The following is a 21,983-nucleotide window of genomic DNA, read 5'->3' on the forward strand; positions in this document are numbered from 1 at the left end:
GGCTGCGCGCGCACTGGGCGCGTGTCGGGCAGGAGTGGTCTCCCACGGCCACCGGCACGAGCCTGGCCGCGCCGGCGCCAGCGGCCGCCCCGGTAAGGGTGACTGCTGGCCGCCGGCCCGCAACCGCCGGCGCGCCGCCGCGTGGTGTGAACATCGGGCGCGCATGTCGCGCAGGGGGTGGCCTCTCGTGACTGCCCGCACGTGTCTGGCCCCGCCCGTGCGGGCCGCCGCCCGGCGACTCCCCGGCTCCCGCCGCGCGGCGGCCAGCGCACCTCACGCAGGGGGTGGCCTGAGATGACCGCCCCCGTCACCGCCGCCCGCAATGCCGTCGGCGAGTTCGGCAAGCTCTTCGGCCTCGCGCTGGACATCGTCGTCGCGATGTTCAAGCGACCCTTCCAGGTTCGCGAGTTCGTGCAGCAGTTCTGGTTCGTCGCGAGCGTGTCGATCCTGCCCGCCGCCCTGGTCAGCATCCCGTTCGGCGCCGTCATCACGCTCCAGCTCGGCGGCCTCACCAGCCAGCTCGGCGCCGAGTCGTTCAACGGCGCCGCCAGCGTCCTCGCCGTCATCCAGCAGGCCAGCCCGATCGTCACCACCCTCGTCGTCGCCGGGGCCGGCGGCTCCGCCATCTGCGCGGAGCTCGGCTCCCGCACCATCCGCGAGGAGATCGACGCCATGGAGGTCCTCGGCGTCTCCCCGATCCAGCGGCTCGTCGTCCCCCGGGTGCTCGCCGCGATGGCCGTCGCCGTCCTGTTGAACGGCATGGTCAGCTTCGTCGGCGTCACCGGCGGCTACGTGTTCAACGTGCTGCTGCAGGGCGGCACCCCGGGCGCGTTCCTCGCCAGCTTCTCCGCGCTGGCGCAACTGCCCGACCTGTGGGTGGGCGAGGTGAAGGCGGTGATCTTCGGGTTCCTCGCCGGGCTCGTCGCCTCCTACCGCGGCCTCAACCCGAAGGGCGGCGCTAAGGGCGTCGGCGACGTCGTCAACCAGTCCGTCGTCATCACGTTCCTGCTGCTGTTCTTCGTGAACTTCGTGATCAGCGTGATCTACCTGCGCGTCGTGCCTGCGAAGGGAGCCTGAGCCAGTGACCCACCGGTTGCTGAACCCCGAGCGCCCGATGAACGGCCTGGTGCGCCTCGGCGACCAGCTCGCGTTCTACCTGCGCGCACTCGCCTGGACGCCGCGCACCCTCACCCGCTACGGCCGCGAGGTGGTCCGCCTGCTCGCCGAGGTCGCGTTCGGCAGCGGCGCGCTCGCCGTCATCGGCGGCACCATCGGCGTGATGGTCGGCATGTGCGTGTTCACCGGCACCGTCGTCGGCCTGCAGGGTTTCTCCGCGCTCGACCAGCTGGGCACGTCGGCGTTCGCCGGGTTCCTCTCGGCCTACTTCAACACCCGCGAGATCGCCCCACTGGTCGCCGCGCTCGCGTTGTCCTCCACCGTCGGCTCCGGGTTCACCGCCCAGCTCGGCGCGATGCGCATCTCCGAGGAGATCGACGCGCTCGAGGTGATGGCCGTGCGCAGCATGCCCTACCTGGTGACGACCCGGATCATCGCCGGATTCATCGCGATCATCCCGCTGTACGTGATCGGCCTGCTGACCTCCTACCTGGCGGCCCGCACGATCACCGTCACCGTCTACGGCCAGTCGGGTGGCACCTACGACCACTACTTCAGCCTGTTCCTGCCGCCCGAGGACGTGCTCTGGTCGTTCGCGAAGGTGATGGTGTTCAGCGTCGCGATCATCCTCACCCACTGCTTCTACGGCTACCGCGCAGGCGGCGGCCCGGCCGGGGTCGGCGTCGCGGTGGGACGGTCGGTGCGCACTTCGATCGTCGTGGTCAGCGTGCTCGACTTCTTCCTCAGCCTGGCGATCTGGGGCGCCACCACGACCGTGCGGGTGGCGGGATGAGCGAGCAGCGCAGGCGCCTGGTGTTCGGCGCGCTCGGCCTGGTGTTCATCGCACTGCTCGGCGCCATGGGCTGGTTCGCGGTCGCCGTCTACGGCAAGGCCTTCAGCTCCGCGGTCCCGGTGGTGCTGCGCGCCGAGCGGGCGGGCACCCAGCTGAAGGAGAACGCCGACGTCAAGGTCCGCGGGGTGCTCGTCGGGTCCGTGCGGTCGATCGACGTCAAACCCGGCTGGGTCGACGTGGAGCTGGCGATGGACCCGGACCGGATTGGCGACATCCCGGCGAACGTGTCCGCCCGGCTGCTGCCGAAGACGTTGTTCGGACAGCGGTACGTCAGCCTGGTGATCCCGCCCGCGCCCGCGCCGCGCGCGTTGTCGGCCGGAGCGGTGATCCAGGAGGACCGCAGCAGCCAGGCGGTCGAGGTCGAGCAGGCGCTGCGCGACCTGCTGCCGGTGCTGCAGGCCGTGCAGCCGCAGAAGCTCGCGAGCACCCTCGGCGCGGTGTCGCAGGCGTTGGAGGGCCGCGGCCCCGAACTGGGCACGACCCTGGTGTCCCTCGGCGACTACCTGGGCCGGCTCAACCCGGAGGTGCCGGAGCTGCGCACCGCGATCACCAAGCTCGCCGACACGGTGAACACCTACTCCACCGCCGCGCCGGACCTGGTGGACGCGATGGCCGACCTGCGCACCACCGCGACCACCCTGACCCGGCAGCAGCAGGACCTCGCCGCGTTGTTCACCACCGTGACCGCGGCCGGCGACGACGCGCACGGCTTCCTCGACGCCAACGACGACACACTGGTCGACCTGTCCGCGGACAGCAGGCCGGTGCTCGACCTGCTCGCCGAGTACAGCCCGGAGATCCCGTGCGTGGCCGACGCGGCCGCCCGGTTGAAGCCGGTCGTCGAGCGGGCCCTGGGGGTGGGCACGGCCGAACCCGGCCTGCACGTGGACCTCACGGTGCGGCCGCCGAAACCGGGCGGCGCCCCGCCGCCCGCGGCGGGCGGACCGCGGTGTCCCACGGCCGGGTCGGCCGCGCCGGGGGCGGACACCCCGGCGGCGCAGCGGTTCCTGGCCGAACTGCTCGCCCCCGTGCTGGGGGAGCGGCCGTCCGAGATCCCCGGCTGGAGCGGACTGCTGGTGAACCCGCTGCTGCGTGGCGCGGAGGTGACGCTGAAATGATCCGACCGCTGATCAAGGGCCTGGTCTTCGCGGTCGTCACGGTGCTCGCGACCGGGCTGCTGGCCGTCACGATCGCCAACCGCGGCGACGGCGACACCGTCACCTACCGCGCCTGGTTCAGCGACGTCACCTCGCTCAACTCCGGCGACGACGTCCGCATGTCCGGCGTGCGCATCGGGCAGGTCACCGGCATCGAGATCGTCGACCGCCGCATCGCCGAGGTGTCCTTCGAGGTCGACAAGGACCGCGCGCTCAGCTCGACGGTCACCGCGGCCGTGAAGTACCGCAACCTCATCGGCCAGCGCTACATCACGCTCGACCAGGGCGCGGGCACCGGACGGCTGGACCCGGGCGGGTTGATCCCGCTCGAACGCACCCGGCCCGCGCTGGACCTGACCGCGGTGTTCAACGGGTTCAAGCCGTTGTTCCAGGCGTTGTCCCCGCAGGACGTCAACCAGCTCGCCGGCGAGATCGTGCAGGTGCTGCAGGGCGAGGGCGGCACCGTCGCGGACCTGTTGCGGCACACCGCGTCGCTGACGTCCTCGCTCGCCGACCAGGACCAGGTGATCGGCCAGGTGATCACGAACCTCAACGAGGTCCTCGACCGCGTCAACGCCCGCGACGGCCAGCTCGCGCAGCTGCTCGACGCCACCCAGCAGCTGGTGTCCGGGCTCGCCGCGAACTCCGGGCCGATCGGCGAGGCGATCGACGGCATCGGCGACCTCACCACCGCCACCGCCGGGCTCGTGCGGGACGCTCGGGACCCGCTGCGGGGCGACATCGACGCGCTGGAGGAGCTGGCGAGAACCTTGGGCGACAACACACCGGAGTTCGAGAGGTTCCTGAACAACCTGCCCGTCAAGTACGAGTCGATCGGCCGCATCGCCTCCTACGGCTCGTGGCTGAACTTCTACCTGTGCTCGGTGCACTCCGACGCCGCCCCGGCGCCCGGCGGCGGCCCGGTCGGGGTGCCCGTGACCGAGGCGAGGTGCCGCCGGTGAAGTCGTTCCGGTCACGCAACTCCTTCCGCCTCGGCCTCGCCGGGCTGGCCCTGATGCTCGTGCTCGGCGGGCTCTCCCTGTTCTGGGACCGGCTGCCCGCGCTGGGCGGCACCACCTACACCGCGGAGTTCACCGAGGCCGCCGGCCTCAAGAGCGGGGACGAGGTGCGCGTCGCGGGCGCGAAGGTCGGCGAGGTCACCGGCGTCGCGCTGGACGGCGACCACGTCAAGGTCACCTTCCGGGTCACCGACACGTGGGTCGGCGACGAGAGCACGGTGTCGGTGCGGATCAAGACCTTGCTGGGGGCCAAGAACCTCGCGCTCGACCCGCGCGGCGAGCGCGAACAGGACCCGGACCAGCCGATCCCGCGCAACCGCACGGTGACGCCGTACGACGTCAACGACGCCTTCGCCGACCTCGCCCGCACCACCGGCGAACTCGACACCGACCAGCTGGCGGCGAGCTTCCGCACCCTCGCGCAGACCTTCGACGCCGCCACCCCGCAGGACGTCCGGTCCGCTTTGGACGGTCTGGCCGCGTTGTCGCAGACGATTTCCTCGCGCGACACCCAGCTGAAGCAGTTGCTCAGCGGCACCGCGGAGCTGAGCGGCACGGTCGCCGAGCGCACCGACCAGCTCGCCCGCCTGATCACCGACGGGAACGTGCTGCTGACCGAGTTCGACCAGCGCCGGTCCGCGCTCGACCAGCTGCTGCACGGCACCCGCGACCTCTCGCAGCAGGTGCGCGGCTTGATCGACGAGAACAACGCGCAGCTGCAGCCCGCGCTGGAACAGCTCGACCGCGTGACGGACGTGCTGCAGCGCAACCAGAACACGCTCGACCGCAGCCTGAGCCTGTCCGGCCCGTTCTACCGGCTGCTCGGCGACGCGATCGGCAACGGCAACTGGATCGACACCTACCTCTGCGGGCTGATCGTCCCCGCGGACGGCGGTCCGTGCATGCCACCGAAACCGGGAGGAGGCGGCTGATGACGGTGTCCCGCATCGGCAGGTGGCTGCGCTGGGGCGCGCTCGTCGTGATCATCGCGACGCTGGCCACCGCGATCGTGATCGTCGTGCGCGACAGCGGGCGCGGCAAGCACCTCACCGCGTACTTCACCGCGGCCGTCGGCATCTACCCCGGCTCGGAGGTGCGGATCCTCGGCGTGCCGGTCGGCACGGTCGACACCGTCGAGCCGCAGGGGCAGCAGGTGAAGGTCGGGTTCACGGTGGACCGCGGCATCCAGGTGCCCGCCGACGCGGCCGCCCTGGTCGTGACGCCGAGCCTGGTCAGCGACCGGTACGTGCAGCTCGCACCGGTCTACCGCGGCGGCGCGGAGATCGCCGACGGCGCGGTGATCCCGGTGGCCCGCACCGCGGTGCCGGTCGAGCTGGACCAGCTGTTCGCGAGCCTGGACCGCCTGACCACCGCGCTCGGCCCGCAGGGCGCCAACGGCGACGGCGCGCTGTCGGCCCTGCTCAGCAGCGCGGCGGAGGACCTCACCGGCAACGGCGCGCAGCTCGGCGAGCTGATCCGGCAGCTCGGCCAGGCCGCCACCACCCTGAGCGGTTCGCGGGACGACCTGTTCGCCACCGTCGACAACCTGCAGCGGTTCACCACGATGCTCGCCGACAACGACGACCAGGTGGGCAGGCTGGCCGACCTGCTCGCGCGGGTGTCGGCGTTCCTCGCCTCGGAACGGGACGTCTTCGGCGCGTCGCTGGACGAGCTGGCCGGCGCGCTCGGGCAGATCCAGCAGTTCGTGCGGGACAACCGCGGCCGGATCAAGTCCAATGTGGACAAGCTGATGGGCACGGCCCAGGTGCTGGCGAACCAGCGCGCATCCCTGTCCGAGGCGCTGACCACGGCGCCGGATGCGTTGAACCGGCTGCTCGCCGCCTACGACCCGGCCAACTCGACGATCTACAGCCGGGCCGACCTCAACGAGTTCAGCATGGGCCCGGTCCTGCCGCTGGGAGGCGGCCGATGAAGCGCACCCCACTGGCCGCGGCCCTGCTGGCCGCGCTGGCGCTGCTGACCGGCTGCTCGTTCGGCGGGCTCTACGACACGCCGCTGCCCGGCGGCGCGGACCTCGGCGATCACCCGTACCGGGTCGTCGTCGGCTTCCGGGACGTGCTCGACCTGGTGCCGCAGTCCGCGGTCCAGGTCGACGACGTGCCGGTCGGCCGGGTCGAGCGGATCGACCTGTCCGCCGACGGCCGCACCGCGCAGGTCACGCTCGTGGTGAACGGCTCGGTGCGGCTGCCGGCGAACGCGGAGGCGTGGCTGCGGCAGAGCAGCCTGCTCGGCGAGAAGTTCGTCGAGCTGGGGCCGCCCGCGGCCGGCGAACCGCAGGGCGCCCTCGCCGATGGCGCCCGCATCCCGGTCGAGCGCACCAACCGCAACCCGCAGGTCGAGGAGGTGCTCGGCGCACTGTCGATGCTGCTCAACGGCGGCGGCGTCGGCCAGGTGCAGCAGATCAGCCGCGAGCTGAACGCCGCGCTGGGCGGCAACGAGGCGGAGATCCGCGACCTGCTGACCGAGGTGAACACCTTCGTCGCCGGGCTGGACCAGCACCGCGGCGAGATCACCAGGGCGCTGAACGGGATCGAGCGGCTGTCCGCGTCGCTGTCCGCCCGCAAGGACCAGATCACCGGGGTGCTGGACGACCTCACGCCCGGCATCGACGTGCTGGCCCGGCAGCGCGAGCAGCTGGTCACCATGCTCACCTCGCTGGACCACCTGTCCGGCGTCGCGGTCGACACCGTGAACCGCAGCAAGGACGACCTGATCGCGGACCTGCGGGCGCTGGAGCCGACGCTGCGGCAGCTGACCGTGGCAGGGCAGCAGCTGCCGGAGGCGATGGAGATGCTGCTGACGTTCCCGTTCCCGGACGCCGCGCTCGACGCGATCAAGGGCGACTACCTCAACCTGTTCCTGGACTTCGACGCCCAAACCTCAGGCAACCAGACTTCGGGCACGAGCCCGCAGTCCGCGCCGCTCCCGCTGGGTGGTGGTTCCTAGATGCTGACCCGCAAGGTGCGTGTGCAGGTCATCGTGTTCGCGTTGATCGCGCTGGCCGGGATCACCTACGTCGGCGCCCGCTACGCCGGGCTGGACCGGCTCTTCGGCGGCGGCGGGTACGTGGTGCGCGTCGAGCTGGCCGACTCCGGCGGCATCTTCACCAACGCCGAGGTCACCTACAACGGCGTGCCGATCGGCCGCGTCGGCGAGCTGCGGCTCACCGACTCCGGGCTGGAGGCCGACCTGCGGATCGACGACGGCGCCCCGCCGGTGCCCGCGGACGTCGAGGCGGTGGTGACGAACCGGTCGGCGGTGGGGGAGCAGTACGTCGACCTGCGGCCACGCAGCTCCGGCGGCCCGGTGCTGGCCGAGGGCTCGGTGATCGCGTTGTCCCGCACGCGGTTGCCCTTGCCGAACGAGCAGCTGGTGCTGAACCTGGACCGGCTGGTCGCGTCGGTGCCGCGGGACGCGCTGCGGTCGGTGGTGGACGAGCTGTACGACGCGACGCTGGACACCGGCCCGAGCCTGCAGGCGCTGCTCGACGCGACGTCCGCGTTCACGCAGTCCGCCGCGGAGCACCTGCCGCAGACGATCCAGCTCATCACCGACGCCGACACCGTGCTGACCACGCAGATCGAGAACTCCGGCGCGATCACCGCGTTCGGCGCGGACGCCAAGCGCATCGCCGCGATGCTGCGCGACTCCGACGCGGACCTGTCGACGATCCTGTCCACCGCGCCGCCCGCCGCCGGGCAGATCAGCGGGTTGCTGCGGGAGACCGGCCCGAACCTGACCACCCTGTTGACGAACCTGCTCACGACCTCCCAGGTGCTGCTCGCCCACCGCGACGGGGTCGAGCAGCTGCTGGTGGCCGCGCCGACGGCGATCGAGGCGGGCAGCACGGTCATCGCGGGCGACTCCGCGGGCTTCGGCCTGGCCACGACGTTCTTCGATCCGCTGCCGTGCACCGCCGGGTACGAAGGCACCCGGTACCGCAACGGCCTCGACACCACACCCGCGCCGCTGAACACGGCGGCCGGGTGCCGACGCTGAGGAGATGGTTCTGGTGAGAGCTGTGTTGGTCGCCGGCGCGCTGGCCGGTCTGGCGGTGCTCGCCGGCTGCGGGCAGGACAAGGCCGCGCCGGAGGAGAACGCCGCCGCGATCACCTGGTCCGACCACGTGTGCGCGGTCGTCCGCGACGGCGGCACCAAGCTGTCGCAGCTGCCCGGCGTGGACGCCTCCGACGTGACCAAGGCGCGGGAGGGCCTGGTCACCTACCTGGCGTCGCTGTCGCAGGCGCTGACCGACCTGGGCGACGGCATCACCCGCGAGGGCCCGCCCCCGGTGACCGACGGCCAGGCCACCGTGCAGCGCGCGATGGAAACCCTGAACACGACGAAGGCCTCGGTCGACGAGGCCCGCGCGGCGCTGGCGTCCGCCCCGGTCAGCGACCAGGCGACGTTCGAGCAAGCGGTCCGCGGCGCCAGCGACGCCTTCGCCAAACTGGGCAACACCACCGAAGGCCCGACCAAGGACCTCACCGACAACCCGGAACTGGCCAAGGCCTTCCAGAAGGCGCCGACCTGCCAGGCACTCGAAGGCGCGTGACCCGGCGGCCCCGGGTGTCCGCCGCGACGGGCACCCGGGCTACTTGTCCAGCAACTGGGCGGCCCGCAGGGCGATCTCCAGGTCCGACCGGCTCTCCGGATCGTTGAGTCGCTCCCCGAACAACTCCTCCAGCTGCCGCATCCGGTACCGCACGGTCTGCGGGTGCACACCCAGCCGGTCCGCCATGTCCGGCGCGGTTCCGCTGGACTGCAGCCAGGCGAGCAGCGTCTGGCCCAGCCGGGTCCGCTGCTTGTCGGTCAGCCCGGCCAGCGGCGCGAGGCACCGCCGGATCAGCTCCTTCACCAGGAACTCGTCCGACAGCAGCCACAACGTCGCCAGGTGGTCGGTCGCGCGCGCGAGCGGCGGCGCGTCGATCACGCCGCGGCGCGCCAGGTCCACCGTGCGGCGCGCCCAGCGCAGCGACATCGCCGCGTCGCCCAGCTTCACCTCGGGCCCGATCACCGCGCGCCACCCGGCCAGCGCCGGCTCCAGCGACCCGGCCGTGACCAGCTGCGGGTCGGCCAGCAGGCACGGCTGCGGCCCCTCCAGGTCCATGAGCACCTCGCTGTCCAGCGACGGCGGCTCGCGGTGGTGCTGGTCGGCGCGGGGTTCCAGGGCCACCGCCACCACCCGTTCCGGCAGCCGCCACCCGGCCGTAGCGGCCAGGCGGGCGATCGCCGTCGGCGACGCGGGCGGGTCGGCCAGGATCAGCTCCAGCAACTGCCGCCGCTGCCGCGCCCGGGTGCCCGCGGCCCGCTTCTGCGCGGCCGCGTACCCCTGCAGCGACAGCGCCGAGATCTCGTCGACGTAGGCGAAGATCGCCTCCGCCCCCACGCACAGGAAATCCGTCGACAGGCCCAGCGACTGGCTCACCGACGCGACATACCGCCACGCCACCCGCCCGCCGACGCGGTAGGCGGTCTGCAGCTGGTCCAGCGTCCGGCCCTCGCTGAACTCGACCTTGCCCAGGTGCCGGAACACGCCGATCCACGCCTCCTGCGGCGCGGCCGGGTTGCCCAGGTTGTCCATGCAGTGCCGGACCGCCTGCTGGATGCTGCGCACGATGGTGCGCCCGAACGGGCCTTCCAGCGGCCGCGCGTACTCGGGCACCGCGAGCTGGATCTCCCGCAGGATCTCGGCCGTCATGGCGTCGGCGTGCGGCCGGAACGCCTTCGCCAGCTCACGGGGCAGCGAGGCCCACAGCCTGCTGGCGCGCCCGATGCCGGCGGTGACGTCCGGCGCGTTCTGGCGCTGGCGCGGGGGGAGTCCCGGCGCGCGGGGCGGTCTTCGGGAGGCGTTCTTCCGCACGGTGTTCCCGTGCCGGTAACCGGCATCGGTCGTCATGATTACCTCTGATCGCAACGAAAATTGGCGGCGCTGCCCTCGCAGCCGATCGATTCGGTCGTCCGGGTAACCTCGATTTCACTTGTCGGGAGGAACAACATCGCACCACGCCCGGTGCTTGGCAAGGATCTCTTGCGTGAGCGGAGCAACCGGACCGCGCGATCGGACCAGCGCACCTCGCCCCGGTGAGTGCCCGCCTTCCGGTTTTCCTCACCCACGTGACAAATCCGCACGCTCACGACGGCTCACCCCGCGCGGCGAGCCGTTGCGCGCGCAACGCCAGGTGCATGCTGAACCGGTCCTCGCTGTCGTCCAGCCGGTCGCCGAACAGCTCCCGCAACTGGTGCAGCCGCGCCCGCACGGTCTGCGGGTGCACCTGCAGCCGCTTGGCGATTTCCGGTGCGCCGCCACGGGTTTCCAGCCACGCGAGCAGTGTCTCGCCGAGACGGTCGCGTTGCTTGCCGCCCAGTTCGTCCAGCGGCCGCAACGCCTGCCGCGCCACCTCGGCGGCGAGGAAGTCCTCGCCGAGCAACCACAACGCGGACAGCCGGTCGACGCACCAGGTGATCGGATCGTCGGCCGAGCACGCGGGCAGCAGCGCGAGCGCGCGCCGGGCGGTGCGGTGCGCGGCAGGCGCGTCGGCGAGCGGGACCGTTGGCGAAACCGCCGCGCGCCAGCCGTTCCAACGCCCGGTCAGCGGGAACAGGTGCCGCTTCGGCCGGGTCGTCAGCAGGCACGGCTGCGTGCTCTCCAGGTCCACCAGCACCTCGTCGTCCAGCAGCTCGACGGGGAAGTCGGCGGTGCCCTCGGCGCGTTCCAGCGCGACGATCGCGGCCTTGTCCGGCAGCGCCCAGCCCGCGCCCTTCGACATGTTCGCCAGCGTTTCCGGCCCAGCCGGGCGGCCGGACAGGATCAGCTCCAGCAACTGCCGCCGCCGCCGCTCGATGGTGCCGCCGGAACTGGACTGCGCCTCGTGGAACCCGTCCAGCGCGATGGCCGACAGGTCCTCCACGTAGGCGAAGATGATCTCCGCCGCGTGCGCCAGCACCTGCGGCGACGCGCCCGCCTTGCGCAGCACCGGCGCGACGTACTGCCACGCCACACGCGCGCCGATGCGGGCCGCGGCCTGCAGGGCGTCGAGACTGCGGCCGTCGGCGAACTCCCGCCTGCCCTGCTCGCGGAACAGCTCGATCCAGTCGTGGTGCTTGATCGCCGGGTTGCCGATGCTCTCGATGACGTGCCGGACCGCCTGCTCGACGCCCTCGGTGAACGCCCGGCCGAACGTCCCGGTGAGCGGACGCGCGTAGGCCGGCACCGACCGCCGGACCTCCTGCATGATCGCGGCCGCGATCCGCCCGGCGTGCGGGCGCAGTTCGACGGCGACCCAGCGCGGCCCGGAGGCGAGCAGCTCCGCGTTCCGGTTCTCTACCAGGACGAACGACCCCCTTCGTGACGTCGGGCAGTCGTTCATGTTACGGCCGATCACGGCAAGCGGAAGGAGCCGAACGTCATTCGGTCCGCGCGGCACGATATTTGTCACGCTGCGACGAAGTCCGGCGGCGGATAGGTTTTCCCCCGTGCGAAAGCGGATTCTGATCACCGGCGCCAGCGCCGGCCTCGGCGAGGAGATGGCGCGGCAGTTCGGGGCGCTCGGCCGGGATCTCGCCCTGTGCGCCCGGCGGGTCGAGCGGCTCGAAGCCCTGCGCGGGGAAGTGACGTCGGCGCATCCCGGTGTCACAGTAGCGGTTCGCGGTCTGGACGTCACCGACCACGACGCGGTGTTCCGGGTGTTCCGCGAACTGCGCGACGAACTGGGCGGGCTGGACCGGATCGTGGTCAACGCCGGGCTCGGCAAGGGGCAGCCGCTGGGCACCGGGTACTTCGCCGCGAACCGGCAGACCGCGGAGGTGAACTTCGTCGCCGCGCTCGCCCAGTGCGAGGCCGCGATGGAGATCTTCCGCGAGCAGGGGTCCGGGCACCTGGTGGTGATCTCGTCGATGAGCGCGATGCGCGGGTTGCCACGCAACCTCACCACCTACGCGGCGAGCAAGGCCGGGGTGGCCGCGCTGGCCGAGGGCATCCGCGCCGACACGCTCGGCACCGGTATCCGGGTCACGACGATCTTCCCCGGCTACATCCGGTCCGAGATGAACGCGCGGGTGCGCAAGACGCCGCTGCTGGTCGACACCAAGCCCGGCGTGGCGTCCATGGTGAAGGCGATCGAGCGGGAACGGGCCGAGGCGTACACGCCGGCCTGGCCGTGGGCCCCGCTGCGCTTCGCCATGCGGCACCTGCCGCTGGGCTGGGTCGCGAAGCTGTCCTGAGTGGCCGGGACCCGGAGCGGATCCCGGCCGTTCCTCAGCGCGTCAGGAACTGGTCCGGCCGCAGCGCGCGCGACACGATGCGCGTGTCACCCAGCCAGCCGTAGTAGCCCTGGCCGTACTTCTCGGCGAACTGCGTCCCGCCGATCGCGAACGGCTTGCCCAGCGTGGTGATGCCCTTGGAGTCCTCGGCGGCGTTGCGCGCGATGCGGGAGCCGTCGACGTAGGTCACCGTGCGGCGCCCGTCGTTGACCACCGCGACGTGCGTCCACCGGCCCACCGGCAGCGCGTGGCTCCACGACGTCGGGTCGGCGTCCCGGTCGACCGGGTACACCACGAACTGCAGAAAGCGCTCTCCGGACAGGTTGAGGCTGCAGGTCGGCTCGTCCTGCGACCACCCGCTGGTCTTGCCCGCGTCGCCGCTGCGGCCCTCCCAGCTCAGGATGCCCATGAACGCGTGGTCGCCGACGAACGGGTTGGGCAGCTTGATGAACGTCTCGATGGTGTAGCCGTTCTCGAACCGCGCGCGGGCCAGCGGCGCGCTCGCGCTGGTCCGCAGCACCGCGCCGCGGTCCGGGTTCTGCCCGCCGTCGAAGCGCAGGCTCCCGTGCCCTGGCGCGGCGCGGTGGTGGTCGCCGGAGAAGGTGAGCACGTCGGCGGGCCCGTCGTGCAGGCGGGTGACGGTGAGGTCGTTGCCGTTGCCGGACAGGTCCCGCGCCACGGCGCCGACCGCGACCGGGCTGCCGTCCGCGCCGGTGAGCCCTTCGCGGTCGAAGCGCCAGTACGCGACCGTGCCGGGGATGACGACCTTCGCGGCGGGCCGGGCGGGCAACGGCGCGGGCGGGAACCGGCGGTCGAAGTCGACCTCGACGGTGAACCGGTCGGTGTCGCCGGTCAGCTCGTGGGTCTCGGCTTCGAGTGCGGTCGGGTCGCGCCGCGCCTGCAGCCAGGGGGAGAAGGTGCTGACGTCGATCACGCCGCGGGCCAGGTCGAAGGCGTAGTAGCGCAGCATGCCCGCGCCGCCGTAGTAGCGGTCCTGGTAGTTGGTGATGTGCAGGTCCACGGGGTTGCCGTGGTCGTTGGTCAGCGTCGTGCGGCCGGTGGGCCAGTAGTGCCCGCCCATCGCCAGGAAGATCTGGTCGTAGCGGCGGATGACCTGGTCCCACAGCCGCTGCCCGTGGTCGGACAGGTGCGCGCCGCCACCGTCGGTGGGGTAGACGAGGTCGTGGGTGGTGAGGATCGTCGGCAGGCCCCGGTTCGCGTCGAGAACGCTCTTCGTCCAGGCGATGCCCGCGTCCGAGACGCGCCAGTCCAGCGCGAGCAGCAGCCACTGCCGGCCGGCGGCGCGGAAGATGTGGAAGCTGTTGTACCCGTCGGGCGAGGAACCCCGGTAGGTGGCGGAGCGGGTGAAGCGCCGCGGGCCGAACGTCCGCAGGTAGGGCGTGTCGCCGCGCTGGTCGTCGCCGGAGACGTCGTGGTTGCCGCCGAGGACGGCGTAGGGCATGCGGCCGTCGATCGTGCGGAAGACGTCGTCGGCGAGGCGCATCTCGGTCGTCGTGCCGTGCTCGGTCACGTCGCCGAGGTGCGCGAGGAAGACGATGCCGTCCTCCCGGCGCCGGTCGATGACGTGGCGGAAGGTCGCGCGGACCGGCTCCGGGTCCGAGCCGCCCTCGTCGAAGAGGTACTGGGTGTCGGGCACCACCGCGAGGGTGAACCGCGGGCTCTCGGCGTCGGCCGGGCCGCCCGCGGCCTCCGCGGCCTGAGCGGGCTGCGCGCCGAGCACGGCCGCCGCCGCGACGGGGGTGCCCACCGCGGCCTGCAGCAGGGTCCGGCGAGCGAGACCGGGGGATGGGGATCTGTCGGACATACCGCCTCCTGGGCTGAAAAGTCGCGCCCAGCCTGGTGATCACGTCTGACGTCCCGATGTCCCTTCGTGGAACGATCCCCACCCGCGCGGTGAACCTTCCCGCGCCCGGGCGGGCAATTGCCCGGAAGGCTCGCGCCACCTGCCCGCGAGTCCCACGCTCTCACGCCAGTGAGCCTCTATGCGCGGGCACCTGCCGAGAAGCCTCCGCGGCACCTGCCCCCGAGCCCCGCTCGACTGTTCCCGCTCAGTTGTCCGTGCCGCGGCCGGTCTTCTCCTGAAGCCGGTCGATGAGCTGCGACGCCTCGGCCTTGGTCAGGTCCTCCGGCAGCTCCTCACCGGCCTCGCGGGCCAGTGTCTGCAGGTACGAGCGCTGCGGGCCGGTCATCTGCTCCTCGCCCGTGGTCCACTCCTGCGGGTCCTTCTCCGGGTTCTGCGGTCCGGTCACCCCTGCCTCCGTTCGCCGGTGTGTTCGAAACCGGCTTACCCCGGGCGGGCCCGGCTTATGCCCCCGACGCCTCCTGGATCAGCCACGCCGCCACGTCCCGCAGCTTGACGTTCGCGTGCTGGGAGGCCTCGACGAGCATGCCGAACGCCCGCTCACCGTCGACGTGGTGGCGTTCGATCAGGATGCCCTTCGCCATGCCGATGGTGTCCCGCGTGTCCAGCGCGGTCACGAGCTGGGCCTGCTTGCGCGCCCCGGAGAGGGCGACGGCCGCGTGCGCGGCGAACACCTCCGCCACCGTCTCCGACGCGGCGTCGAACGCTTCCGGCTGCCCGGAGTACATGTTCAGCGCCCCGAGCACCGTCCGCTCGGTGTAGAGCCGCACCGCCAGCATCGAGACCACGCCCAGCTCGGTGGCCGCCACGGTGAACGCGGGCCACCGGTCGTCGCGTTTGAGGTCGCCGCTGCGGTACAGGTCGCCCTCGAACGCGGCGTCCGTGCACGGCCCCTGGCACAACTCGTGCTGGACCTGGTCGAGCTTGGCCACCCGCTCGCTGGTCGGCCCGATCGAGCGCACCTTGTCCCGCTCGAGCAGCGAGACGCCCGCGTCCTCCGCGCCCGGAACCGTCGCGATCGCGGCTTCGACCAGCCTGGACACGGTGCGGTCCAGGTCCGGTTCCGGCTCCAGCCGCCGGGCGACCGCGGCGAAGACGCCGGCGAGATCCTGCGTGGTCATCCCCCCAGCGTCCCCGCCGGTCGCCCGGCCGTCCACTCAACCGCGGATTTCGTTCAGGTAGTTGTAGATGGTGTAGCGGGTGACCTCCAGCTCACCGGCGAGGAAGTCCACCGCGTCCTTGATCAGGAAGAACCCGGCCTCGTCCAGCTCCCGCACCACCGCGGCCTTGTGCTTCTTCTTCATCAGCCCCACCGGGATCCCGGCCTGGGCGACCGCCCGGTCGACCAGGAACCGCTGCAGGCTGTCCACGTCCGGCGGAAAGCTCTCCGACCGCACCTCGCTCGCCGGCCCCTGCGTCACTTCGCTGTTCACGCACAGGCAGCCGATCGCCACGCCGTCCGGATCGCGCAGGAAGATCGTCGACGAGCGGATCGGCCTGCCGTCCGGGCCGTGGGTCTCGTAGTTGGTCAGGTCGTGCGTGGTGCCGCGGCGGACCAGCCCGAGCAGCAGGTCCGTCATCGGCCCGCCGGGTTCGCGGCCGGTGATCCCGCCCGCGATGGCGACGATCGAGTCGGGCAGCTTGGACAGGTCGTGCAGCACGACCTCGTTGCCGGGACCGAGCATCGCGGCCAGCCCGCTCACCGCCGGGACCAGCGCGGACAGCACCGAATCGGTGGCGGTCGCGGACGGCACCCGGCTGGCACGCAGCGGGCGGGACAGGTGCTCCAGCGCGGTGCGGACGGCTTCGACGGCCGACACCGGTGTGGACGCGTGCGGGGACAGCCGCACGTGCTCGGTGCGCACGGTCGCCGCGATGCCCTCCGCGGCCAGCACCGCCCCGACCCGCTCCGCCGGGTGCCCGGGCAGGCTGAACGCGAGGATCCCGGCGCGCCGGTCGGTCGCAGACACGATCTCCGCGCCGAGCGAGCGCAGCATCTCCTCCAGCTCGCCCACCCGCTCGCCGATGCGCGACTCGATGGCCGCGACCCCGGCCTCCTCGACCAGTTCCAGCGCCGCGGCGAACGCGCCGGACGTCACCGGGCTGAGGTTGCTCACCGACCACGACGCCGCGAACTCCGCGGGCGGGTGGATCTCGTCGTCGAACAGGCCGGCGTCGTGCGCGCCGGTCCAGCCCGACAGCACCGGCCGCATCCGCTCCAGCGCCCGGTCCGACAGCACCGCGAACCCGGTGCCCCAGCCCGCGCGCAGCCACTTCTGTCCGCCGACGACCAGCACGTCCGCCGCGTCCCACGGTGCCTCGACCACCCCGAAGCCCTGGATGCCGTCGACCACGAGCAGCCGGTCGCCCACGGTTTCCCGCAGCGCGGCGAGGTCCGCGCGGTAGCCGGTGCGGAAGTCGACGGCGCTGACCGACACCACCGACGTGTCCGGGCCCAGCTCCTTCGCGACCACCTCCGGGGTCACGTGACGGCAGCGCATTCGCCGCAGCGTGATCCGCCCGGCCTCCTCGGCGCGCGCCCATGGGTAGGTGTTGGCCGGGAACTCCGCGGCCGACACCAGAACCTCGCCCGCCGGGGCGTTGAACGCGGCCTGGAACAGGCCCTGGCTGGTGTTGGGCAGCAGGACGACGTGGTCGGTGTCGGTGCCGCACAACCGCGCCACGGCCGCCTTCGCGCGGATCTCCTGCCGCATCAGGTCGTCCACTGTGGACGGCCCGGCCTTGGCCGACGAGTCCAGCAGGCGCGCGGTGGTGTCCACGACCGCGTGCGAGGGCGGGCCGTAGCGGGCGAAGTCCAGGTAACCGGCGGGCTCGTCGAACTGGAGCAGGTAGCTTGGCGAGATCCTGGCCATCAGAGGATGCGCGCCAGGAACTGACGGGTGCGCTCGTGCTCCGGCGCGCCGAGGACCTGCGCGGGCGGCCCGGTCTCCACGACCGCGCCGTCGGCCATGAAGACGACCTCGTCGGCCACCTCCCGCGCGAACCCCATTTCGTGTGTCACGACGACCATTGTCATCCCTTCGGCCGCGAGCGAGGTCATCACCTCCAGGACCTCGCCGACCAGTTCCGGGTCCAGCGCGGAGGTCGGCTCGTCGAACAGCATCAGCTTCGGTTTCATGGCCAGCGCCCGCGCGATCGCGACCCGCTGCTGCTGGCCGCCGGAGAGCTGGTCGGGGTGGGCGTCGGCGCGGTGCGCGAGGCCGACCCGGTCCAGCAGCTCCAGCGCGGTGCGGCGGGCCTCCGCGGGGGACACGCCACGCACGCGGACCGGGCCCTCGGTGACGTTCTGCAGCACGGTGCGGTGCGCGAACAGGTTGAACCGCTGGAACACCATGCCGATGTCCCGCCGCTGCCGGGCGACATCGCGCTCGCGCAGCTCGTGCAGCTTCCCGCCGCGCAGCCGGAACCCGACGGGCTCGCCGTCCACCCACACCTGACCACCGTCGATGGTCTCCAGGTGGTTGACGCAGCGCAGGAACGTGCTCTTGCCAGCGCCGGACGGGCCGAGCAGGCACACCACCTGTCCCTTGTGGACGGACAGGTCGATCCCGCGCAGCACCTCCGTGCCCGCGAAGTGCTTGCGCACGCCGACCGCGCGCAGCAGGGGTTCGGTCATGTCAAGCCCTCCGCAGCGTGGTCAGGGCGCGGCCGACGCGCGACCACGGCCGCGCGGCCCGCTGGTCGCCCGCGAACGCGCGTTCCAGGTAGTGCTGGCCGACGCTGGCGACGGTGACCACGACCATGTACCAGATCGCGGCCGCCAGCAGCGTCTCCATGACCAGCAGGTTGTTGGACGAGATGTTGTTGGCGGCGTGGATCAGCTCGGTCACGCCGATCACCGACGCCATCGAGGTGCCCTTGAGCATGTTGATGAAGTCATTGCCGGTCGGCGGGATGATCACCCGCATAGCCTGCGGCAGCACGATCCGCCGCAGCGTCATCGCCGGGGTCATGCCGATCGACTTCGCCGCCTCGGTCTGCCCGCGGTCGACGCTGTTCAGCCCGGCGCGCACGATCTCGGCCATGTAGGCGCTTTCGTTGAGCGCGAGGCCGAGCAGCGCGGCGACGAACGCGCTGACGATGACGTTCGTCGGCTCGTGCACCAGGTAGCCGCCGCCGAATGGCAGCGGGATCGAGACGAACTCGAACACCAGCGCCAGGTTGAACCAGATCAGGATCTGCAGCAGCACCGGCAGCCCGCGGAACAGCCAGATGTAGACCGCGGCGACGACGCGCGCGACCGGGTTGGCCGACCGGCGCATCAACGCGATCACCACGCCGATGACGATCGCCACCGCCTGTGCGATCACCGCGAGCAGGACGGTGTTGACGAGGCCCACCAGCATCACGTGGTACCACAGGAACTCCGGCACCGTGTCGTACTGGATCTGCGCCTGCGCCAGCACCACACCGAGCCCGGCGAGCAGGGCGACGATGACCACCGCCGAGATCCAGCGGCCCCAGTGCCGCAGGCGCACGATGGGCAGTTCGGCCTGCGGCGCCCGGGTGGTCAGGTCAGCTTCCGGCATTGACGGTCACCTTCGTGATCGCGCCCTGCTTGACCCCCCACGCGTCGAGGATCCGGCCGTACGTGCCGTCGTCGACGAGCGCGGTCAGTGCGCCGGCGACGGCGTCGCGCAGCTGCGGGTTGGCCTTGTTGACGCCGATGCCGTACGGCCCGCCGTTGATCGGCTCGCCCGGCACGACTTCGAAGAACTGGCCGCCGCCCGCGTTCTTGCTGACGTAGGCGGCGGTCGGCAGGTCGTTGAGGATGGCGGCGACGCGGCCGGTGCGCAGCTGGTTCTGGTTCTGCGAGTCGCTGTCGGTGGCGGTGGTGGTGACCTCCGGCTTGCCTGCTTGGACGCACTTGGCGCTCTGCTCGGCGGCGAAGGTCTGGTGGCTGGTGCCCTGCACGACCGCGACGGTCTTGCCGCACAGCGAGTCCGGGCCGGTGATGCCGTCCGGGTTGCCCTTGCGGACCATGATCGTGATGCCGGAGGTGAAGTAGTCCACGAAGTCGATCTGCTGCTGGCGGGCCTGCGTGTCGTTCATTCCGGCCATGGTCAGGTCGAGCCTGCCGGACTGCAGGCTGGTGATCAGCGAGCCGAACGGCATGTCGGTGTGCTGGACGGTCAGGCCCAGCTTGGCCGCGACGGCCTTGGCGATGTCCACCTCGAACCCGACCGGCGTCTTGCCGTCGGCGGAGTAGAAGTTGTTCGGCGCGGACTGCATGTTCGAGCCGATGTTGAGCTTGCCCGCCTGCGTGACCGGAGCCGGCAAGCCCGCCGCCAGCTGCGCGTCCTTCGTGACGCCCTGCAGGATCACCGCGGTGTCGGGCACGTCCGATCCGGTGGCGGGGGCGCTCCCGGCGCCGTCGGAACCGCCACCGCAGGCTGCCGTGAGCAGCAGGCAGCCGACGACCACCGCGCCCCAGCGCGTCACCCGTGACCTCGCAGACATCGCATCTCCTCACCCGATCGAACGATGAGCAGGGACGCTACAACTGCGTGTTGAAGACGTCAACTGTGAGTTGAAATCCGGTTGGTCAGGTGGCCGGGAAGTCGAACTGGTAGCCCTGCGAGACCAGCCAGGGAAGCAGTTCGGCGAGGGCCGCGACGGTCTGCCGCCGCTGTCCGCCGCCGTCGTGGAGCAGGATCACCGCGCCGGGGTGCACGGCCTGCCGCACCGTCGCCACGATCGCGGGCGTCCCCGGGAGCGTCCAATCCCGGGAATCGACCGACCAGCCCAATGACGTCATCCCTTCGCGGGAAGCGATCGCGGTGATCGTTTCCGACCAGTTGCCGCCGGGTGCGCGGAAATAGGGAACCGGAACGTCGCCGTCGGCCGCGAGACGCAGATCCGCGAGCGCTCCGGTGATGTCCGCGGAAATGCGCGCTTCGTTGCGTTTCGCGAGTTCTTCGTCGTGGCTGACGGTGTGATCGCACAGGCGCATTCCGCGGCGCACGACCAGTTCCACCAGTTCCGGGTGGCGGCGCACCTGGGTGCCGACCATGCAGAAGGTGGCGACCGCGCCGTGCTGGGCGAGGAGGTCGAGGATCTGCGGTGTGTAGGCGGGATCGGGGCCGTCGTCGAAGGTCAGCGCGACGAACCGGCCGGGTCTGGCGGTGGTGCGGACGGGGGCGCCGGGCGCGGGTGGTGGGGTGGCGGTGGCGCGGACCGGTTGCCCGGTTTCGGGCCGGGGTGCGGCGGGGGTGCCTTCGGCGCCGGACCAGGACAGCGAAATGATCAGCGAGATCGTCACGAGCACCACGGAGATCAGGACGGCCCAGCGGTAGCAGTACGGCGGGCGCAGCACCTGATAACGCATGGGCACCTCCACGAATCGCGGCGTCGCCCGCGCACAATAGAGTGAAAAGTGCCTCGATCGGGGGAATTCCGGGCGTGTCCGAAAAGGCGGATCAGTAGAAGTGGCGTAGTTGCGGCCACAGCTCCGACCACGGCCGGGTCAGCACGCCGCAGACCGTGACGACGGTGCCCTGTTCGTCGTTGTCGAGGCCGAGCCCGTTGTCGTGTTCCGCGGCGACGCGGCAGTCGTCGACGCCCGCCATGGTGGTCGCGCCGACCAGGACGACCGGCCCGGTGTGGCTGTCCGGCGGTGGGCCCCAGTCGGCGTAGGACATGTGGCCGGAGTAGGGCCGCGGCAGCCCGTGGTCCGGGCCGTAGCGCTCGATGGCGCCGGCCTGGCCGTAGTTGCGCGTCAGGATCACCGCCGTGGCCCGCTGCGGCTCCGGGAGCTGTCGCCAGACCCCGGCGACCGTCGCGGTGAACTCCGGCCAGCCGACCTGCTCGCCCTGTTCCTTGTTCATCGCCAGCACCGGGTTCAGCCCGTCCGGCGGCAGCACCGGCAGCGCCACGACGAGCGACATCGCGGCCCCGAGCACCACGAGGGCGCCGGCGAGGGCCCGCCGGGCCGCGCGGCGTCCGCGGGCGAGCCAGCGCACGGTGGGTTCGGCGCCCGCGGCCATCAGCAGCACCAGCAGCGGGATCGAGTAGTACGGCTTGCCACCGAGGACGAGCAGTTCCACGCACACCACGAAGTAGGCCACGACGAGCGCGCGGGCCCAGCGGAGCCGCGGGTCGCGCCAGAGCCGCACCATGCCGGCGATCCACACCGGCACCAGCACCGGCGACAGGTAGACCAGCTGGAGCGGGACGAACAGGATGCGGTTCTCGGCGCCGTCGTCCTCGCTGATGCCGCCCGCGACGGTGAGCAGGGGCCAGCCGTGGGTGGCCTGCCACCACACGACGGGCGCGGCGAGCGCGGTGGCGATGAGGACGCCCGCGGGCAGCCACGCGGTGCGGAAGACGTGCCGCGGCCCGGTGACGAGCACGGCGAGGCCGAGCGCGGACAGGAGCAGCAGGACCAGCCACTTGTTGGCCAGGCCCACGCCGGCGACCGCGCCGATCGCGAGCCACCACCGGCCGTCGTCGGTGCGCAGCAGTCGTAGCGCCAGCAGCCCGATCGCCACCCACACCAGCAGGTCGAAGGTCGCGGTGCCGAGCATGTGACCCACGACGAGCACGAACGAGGACAGCGCCGCCGCGCCCGCGGCGAGGGTCTGGGCACTGCGCCCGCCACCTAGATGAGTAATTCCGATCTTGGTTAGTGGTCGTAGGCGATCAGGGATCGG

Annotated in this window: 21 protein-coding genes; 10 read left to right on the forward strand and 11 right to left on the reverse strand. The window is 71.8% G+C overall.

Features of this window, described 5'->3' with window-relative positions; genetic code table 11:
* Nucleotides 1-294: 294 nt before the first annotated feature.
* The 9 genes from L2C96_RS38485 to L2C96_RS38525 are packed head-to-tail and all read left to right on the forward strand — an operon-like array spanning nt 295 to nt 8,721.
* Nucleotides 295-1,077: an MlaE family ABC transporter permease gene (locus L2C96_RS38485; RefSeq protein ID WP_020422574.1), complete on the forward strand. Its 783-nt coding sequence runs from the start codon at nt 295-297 to the stop codon at nt 1,075-1,077.
* A 37-nt stretch (nt 1,078-1,114) separates the two neighbouring features.
* Nucleotides 1,115-1,909 carry an MlaE family ABC transporter permease gene (locus tag L2C96_RS38490; protein ID WP_051123663.1) on the forward strand — a complete coding sequence of 265 codons (795 nt, stop codon included), beginning with the start codon at nt 1,115-1,117 and terminating at the stop codon, nt 1,907-1,909.
* Complete coding sequence (locus tag L2C96_RS38495) at nt 1,906-3,087, forward strand: MCE family protein (RefSeq protein ID WP_020422572.1); 1,182 nt, start codon at nt 1,906-1,908, stop codon at nt 3,085-3,087. Before L2C96_RS38490 ends, L2C96_RS38495 begins: the two co-directional genes overlap by 4 nt.
* The gene (locus tag L2C96_RS38500; RefSeq protein WP_020422571.1) at nt 3,084-4,088 is read left to right on the forward strand and encodes an MCE family protein; all 1,005 of its coding nucleotides are present in this window, start codon (nt 3,084-3,086) and stop codon (nt 4,086-4,088) included. Before L2C96_RS38495 ends, L2C96_RS38500 begins: the two co-directional genes overlap by 4 nt.
* Nucleotides 4,076-5,077, forward strand: a complete 1,002-nt coding sequence (locus L2C96_RS38505; protein WP_237339629.1) for an MCE family protein — start codon at nt 4,076-4,078, stop codon at nt 5,075-5,077. Before L2C96_RS38500 ends, L2C96_RS38505 begins: the two co-directional genes overlap by 13 nt.
* Nucleotides 5,077-6,078 (forward strand): MCE family protein, encoded by a 1,002-nt coding sequence (locus L2C96_RS38510; RefSeq protein ID WP_237339630.1) that lies wholly within the window; start codon nt 5,077-5,079, stop codon nt 6,076-6,078. The genes L2C96_RS38505 and L2C96_RS38510 overlap by 1 nt, the downstream gene beginning before the upstream one ends.
* Entirely contained in the window at nt 6,075-7,112 is a 1,038-nt protein-coding gene (locus L2C96_RS38515) for an MCE family protein (protein WP_020422568.1), read from the forward strand. The genes L2C96_RS38510 and L2C96_RS38515 overlap by 4 nt, the downstream gene beginning before the upstream one ends.
* Nucleotides 7,113-8,165, forward strand: a complete 1,053-nt coding sequence (locus tag L2C96_RS38520; RefSeq protein WP_020422567.1) for an MCE family protein — start codon at nt 7,113-7,115, stop codon at nt 8,163-8,165.
* A 13-nt stretch (nt 8,166-8,178) separates the two neighbouring features.
* Nucleotides 8,179-8,721, forward strand: a complete 543-nt coding sequence (locus L2C96_RS38525) for a hypothetical protein (protein WP_157358813.1) — start codon at nt 8,179-8,181, stop codon at nt 8,719-8,721.
* Between the two features lie 39 nt (nt 8,722-8,760).
* On the opposite strand, the gene L2C96_RS38530 is transcribed toward L2C96_RS38525, so the two are convergent.
* Both L2C96_RS38530 and L2C96_RS38535 read right to left on the reverse strand, forming a co-directional pair.
* Nucleotides 8,761-10,065: a PucR family transcriptional regulator gene (locus L2C96_RS38530; RefSeq protein WP_020422565.1), complete on the reverse strand. Its 1,305-nt coding sequence runs from the start codon at nt 10,063-10,065 to the stop codon at nt 8,761-8,763.
* A gap of 235 nt (nt 10,066-10,300) precedes the next feature.
* Nucleotides 10,301-11,536 carry a PucR family transcriptional regulator gene (locus L2C96_RS38535; protein ID WP_020422564.1) on the reverse strand — a complete coding sequence of 412 codons (1,236 nt, stop codon included), beginning with the start codon at nt 11,534-11,536 and terminating at the stop codon, nt 10,301-10,303.
* 106 nt (nt 11,537-11,642) lie between these two features.
* On the opposite strand from L2C96_RS38535, the gene L2C96_RS38540 reads away from it, so the two are divergent.
* Nucleotides 11,643-12,389: an SDR family oxidoreductase gene (locus L2C96_RS38540; RefSeq protein ID WP_020422563.1), complete on the forward strand. Its 747-nt coding sequence runs from the start codon at nt 11,643-11,645 to the stop codon at nt 12,387-12,389.
* Nucleotides 12,390-12,423: 34 nt separating this feature from the next.
* Here L2C96_RS38540 and L2C96_RS38545 read toward each other — a convergent pair whose 3' ends face one another.
* The 9 genes from L2C96_RS38545 to L2C96_RS38585 form a co-directional block, all read right to left on the reverse strand.
* Complete coding sequence (locus L2C96_RS38545) at nt 12,424-14,253, reverse strand: LamG-like jellyroll fold domain-containing protein (RefSeq protein WP_237339631.1); 1,830 nt, start codon at nt 14,251-14,253, stop codon at nt 12,424-12,426.
* Between the two features lie 244 nt (nt 14,254-14,497).
* Complete coding sequence (locus tag L2C96_RS38550) at nt 14,498-14,698, reverse strand: DUF3072 domain-containing protein (protein WP_020422561.1); 201 nt, start codon at nt 14,696-14,698, stop codon at nt 14,498-14,500.
* 55 nt (nt 14,699-14,753) lie between these two features.
* Complete coding sequence (locus L2C96_RS38555; protein WP_237339632.1) at nt 14,754-15,431, reverse strand: GAF and ANTAR domain-containing protein; 678 nt, start codon at nt 15,429-15,431, stop codon at nt 14,754-14,756.
* A 36-nt stretch (nt 15,432-15,467) separates the two neighbouring features.
* Nucleotides 15,468-17,183: an aminotransferase class V-fold PLP-dependent enzyme gene (locus L2C96_RS38560; protein WP_237339633.1), complete on the reverse strand. Its 1,716-nt coding sequence runs from the start codon at nt 17,181-17,183 to the stop codon at nt 15,468-15,470.
* The gene (locus L2C96_RS38565; protein ID WP_020422558.1) at nt 17,183-17,947 is read right to left on the reverse strand and encodes an amino acid ABC transporter ATP-binding protein; all 765 of its coding nucleotides are present in this window, start codon (nt 17,945-17,947) and stop codon (nt 17,183-17,185) included. Before L2C96_RS38565 ends, L2C96_RS38560 begins: the two co-directional genes overlap by 1 nt.
* Nucleotide 17,948: 1 nt before the next feature.
* Nucleotides 17,949-18,860, reverse strand: a complete 912-nt coding sequence (locus L2C96_RS38570) for an amino acid ABC transporter permease (protein WP_020422557.1) — start codon at nt 18,858-18,860, stop codon at nt 17,949-17,951.
* On the reverse strand, nt 18,847-19,791 hold the full coding sequence (locus tag L2C96_RS38575) for an ABC transporter substrate-binding protein (protein WP_039791973.1): 945 nt from the start codon (nt 19,789-19,791) through the stop codon (nt 18,847-18,849). Before L2C96_RS38575 ends, L2C96_RS38570 begins: the two co-directional genes overlap by 14 nt.
* An 85-nt stretch (nt 19,792-19,876) precedes the next feature.
* On the reverse strand, nt 19,877-20,659 hold the full coding sequence (locus L2C96_RS38580) for a polysaccharide deacetylase family protein (RefSeq protein ID WP_020422555.1): 783 nt from the start codon (nt 20,657-20,659) through the stop codon (nt 19,877-19,879).
* Nucleotides 20,660-20,750: 91 nt separating this feature from the next.
* On the reverse strand, nt 20,751-21,980 hold the full coding sequence (locus L2C96_RS38585) for a glycosyltransferase family 39 protein (RefSeq protein WP_308191223.1): 1,230 nt from the start codon (nt 21,978-21,980) through the stop codon (nt 20,751-20,753).
* Between the last annotated feature and the right edge of the window lie 3 nt (nt 21,981-21,983).

The sequence above is a fragment of the Amycolatopsis tucumanensis genome, assembly GCF_021654135.1.
Lineage (GTDB): Bacteria > Actinomycetota > Actinomycetes > Mycobacteriales > Pseudonocardiaceae > Amycolatopsis_E > Amycolatopsis_E tucumanensis.

Coding starts and splice junctions, on each gene's coding strand:
- L2C96_RS38485 (WP_020422574.1), top strand. CDS start 295: ATGACCGCCCCCGTCACCGCCGCCCGCAATGCCGTCGGCGAGTTCGGC.
- L2C96_RS38490 (WP_051123663.1), top strand. CDS start 1,115: ATGAACGGCCTGGTGCGCCTCGGCGACCAGCTCGCGTTCTACCTGCGC.
- L2C96_RS38495 (WP_020422572.1), top strand. CDS start 1,906: ATGAGCGAGCAGCGCAGGCGCCTGGTGTTCGGCGCGCTCGGCCTGGTG.
- L2C96_RS38500 (WP_020422571.1), top strand. CDS start 3,084: ATGATCCGACCGCTGATCAAGGGCCTGGTCTTCGCGGTCGTCACGGTG.
- L2C96_RS38510 (WP_237339630.1), top strand. CDS start 5,077: ATGACGGTGTCCCGCATCGGCAGGTGGCTGCGCTGGGGCGCGCTCGTC.
- L2C96_RS38515 (WP_020422568.1), top strand. CDS start 6,075: ATGAAGCGCACCCCACTGGCCGCGGCCCTGCTGGCCGCGCTGGCGCTG.
- L2C96_RS38520 (WP_020422567.1), top strand. CDS start 7,113: ATGCTGACCCGCAAGGTGCGTGTGCAGGTCATCGTGTTCGCGTTGATC.
- L2C96_RS38530 (WP_020422565.1), bottom strand. CDS start 10,065: ATGACGACCGATGCCGGTTACCGGCACGGGAACACCGTGCGGAAGAAC.
- L2C96_RS38535 (WP_020422564.1), bottom strand. CDS start 11,536: ATGAACGACTGCCCGACGTCACGAAGGGGGTCGTTCGTCCTGGTAGAG.
- L2C96_RS38545 (WP_237339631.1), bottom strand. CDS start 14,253: ATGTCCGACAGATCCCCATCCCCCGGTCTCGCTCGCCGGACCCTGCTG.
- L2C96_RS38555 (WP_237339632.1), bottom strand. CDS start 15,431: ATGACCACGCAGGATCTCGCCGGCGTCTTCGCCGCGGTCGCCCGGCGG.
- L2C96_RS38560 (WP_237339633.1), bottom strand. CDS start 17,183: ATGGCCAGGATCTCGCCAAGCTACCTGCTCCAGTTCGACGAGCCCGCC.
- L2C96_RS38565 (WP_020422558.1), bottom strand. CDS start 17,947: ATGACCGAACCCCTGCTGCGCGCGGTCGGCGTGCGCAAGCACTTCGCG.
- L2C96_RS38570 (WP_020422557.1), bottom strand. CDS start 18,860: ATGCCGGAAGCTGACCTGACCACCCGGGCGCCGCAGGCCGAACTGCCC.
- L2C96_RS38575 (WP_039791973.1), bottom strand. CDS start 19,791: ATGTCTGCGAGGTCACGGGTGACGCGCTGGGGCGCGGTGGTCGTCGGC.
- L2C96_RS38580 (WP_020422555.1), bottom strand. CDS start 20,659: ATGCGTTATCAGGTGCTGCGCCCGCCGTACTGCTACCGCTGGGCCGTC.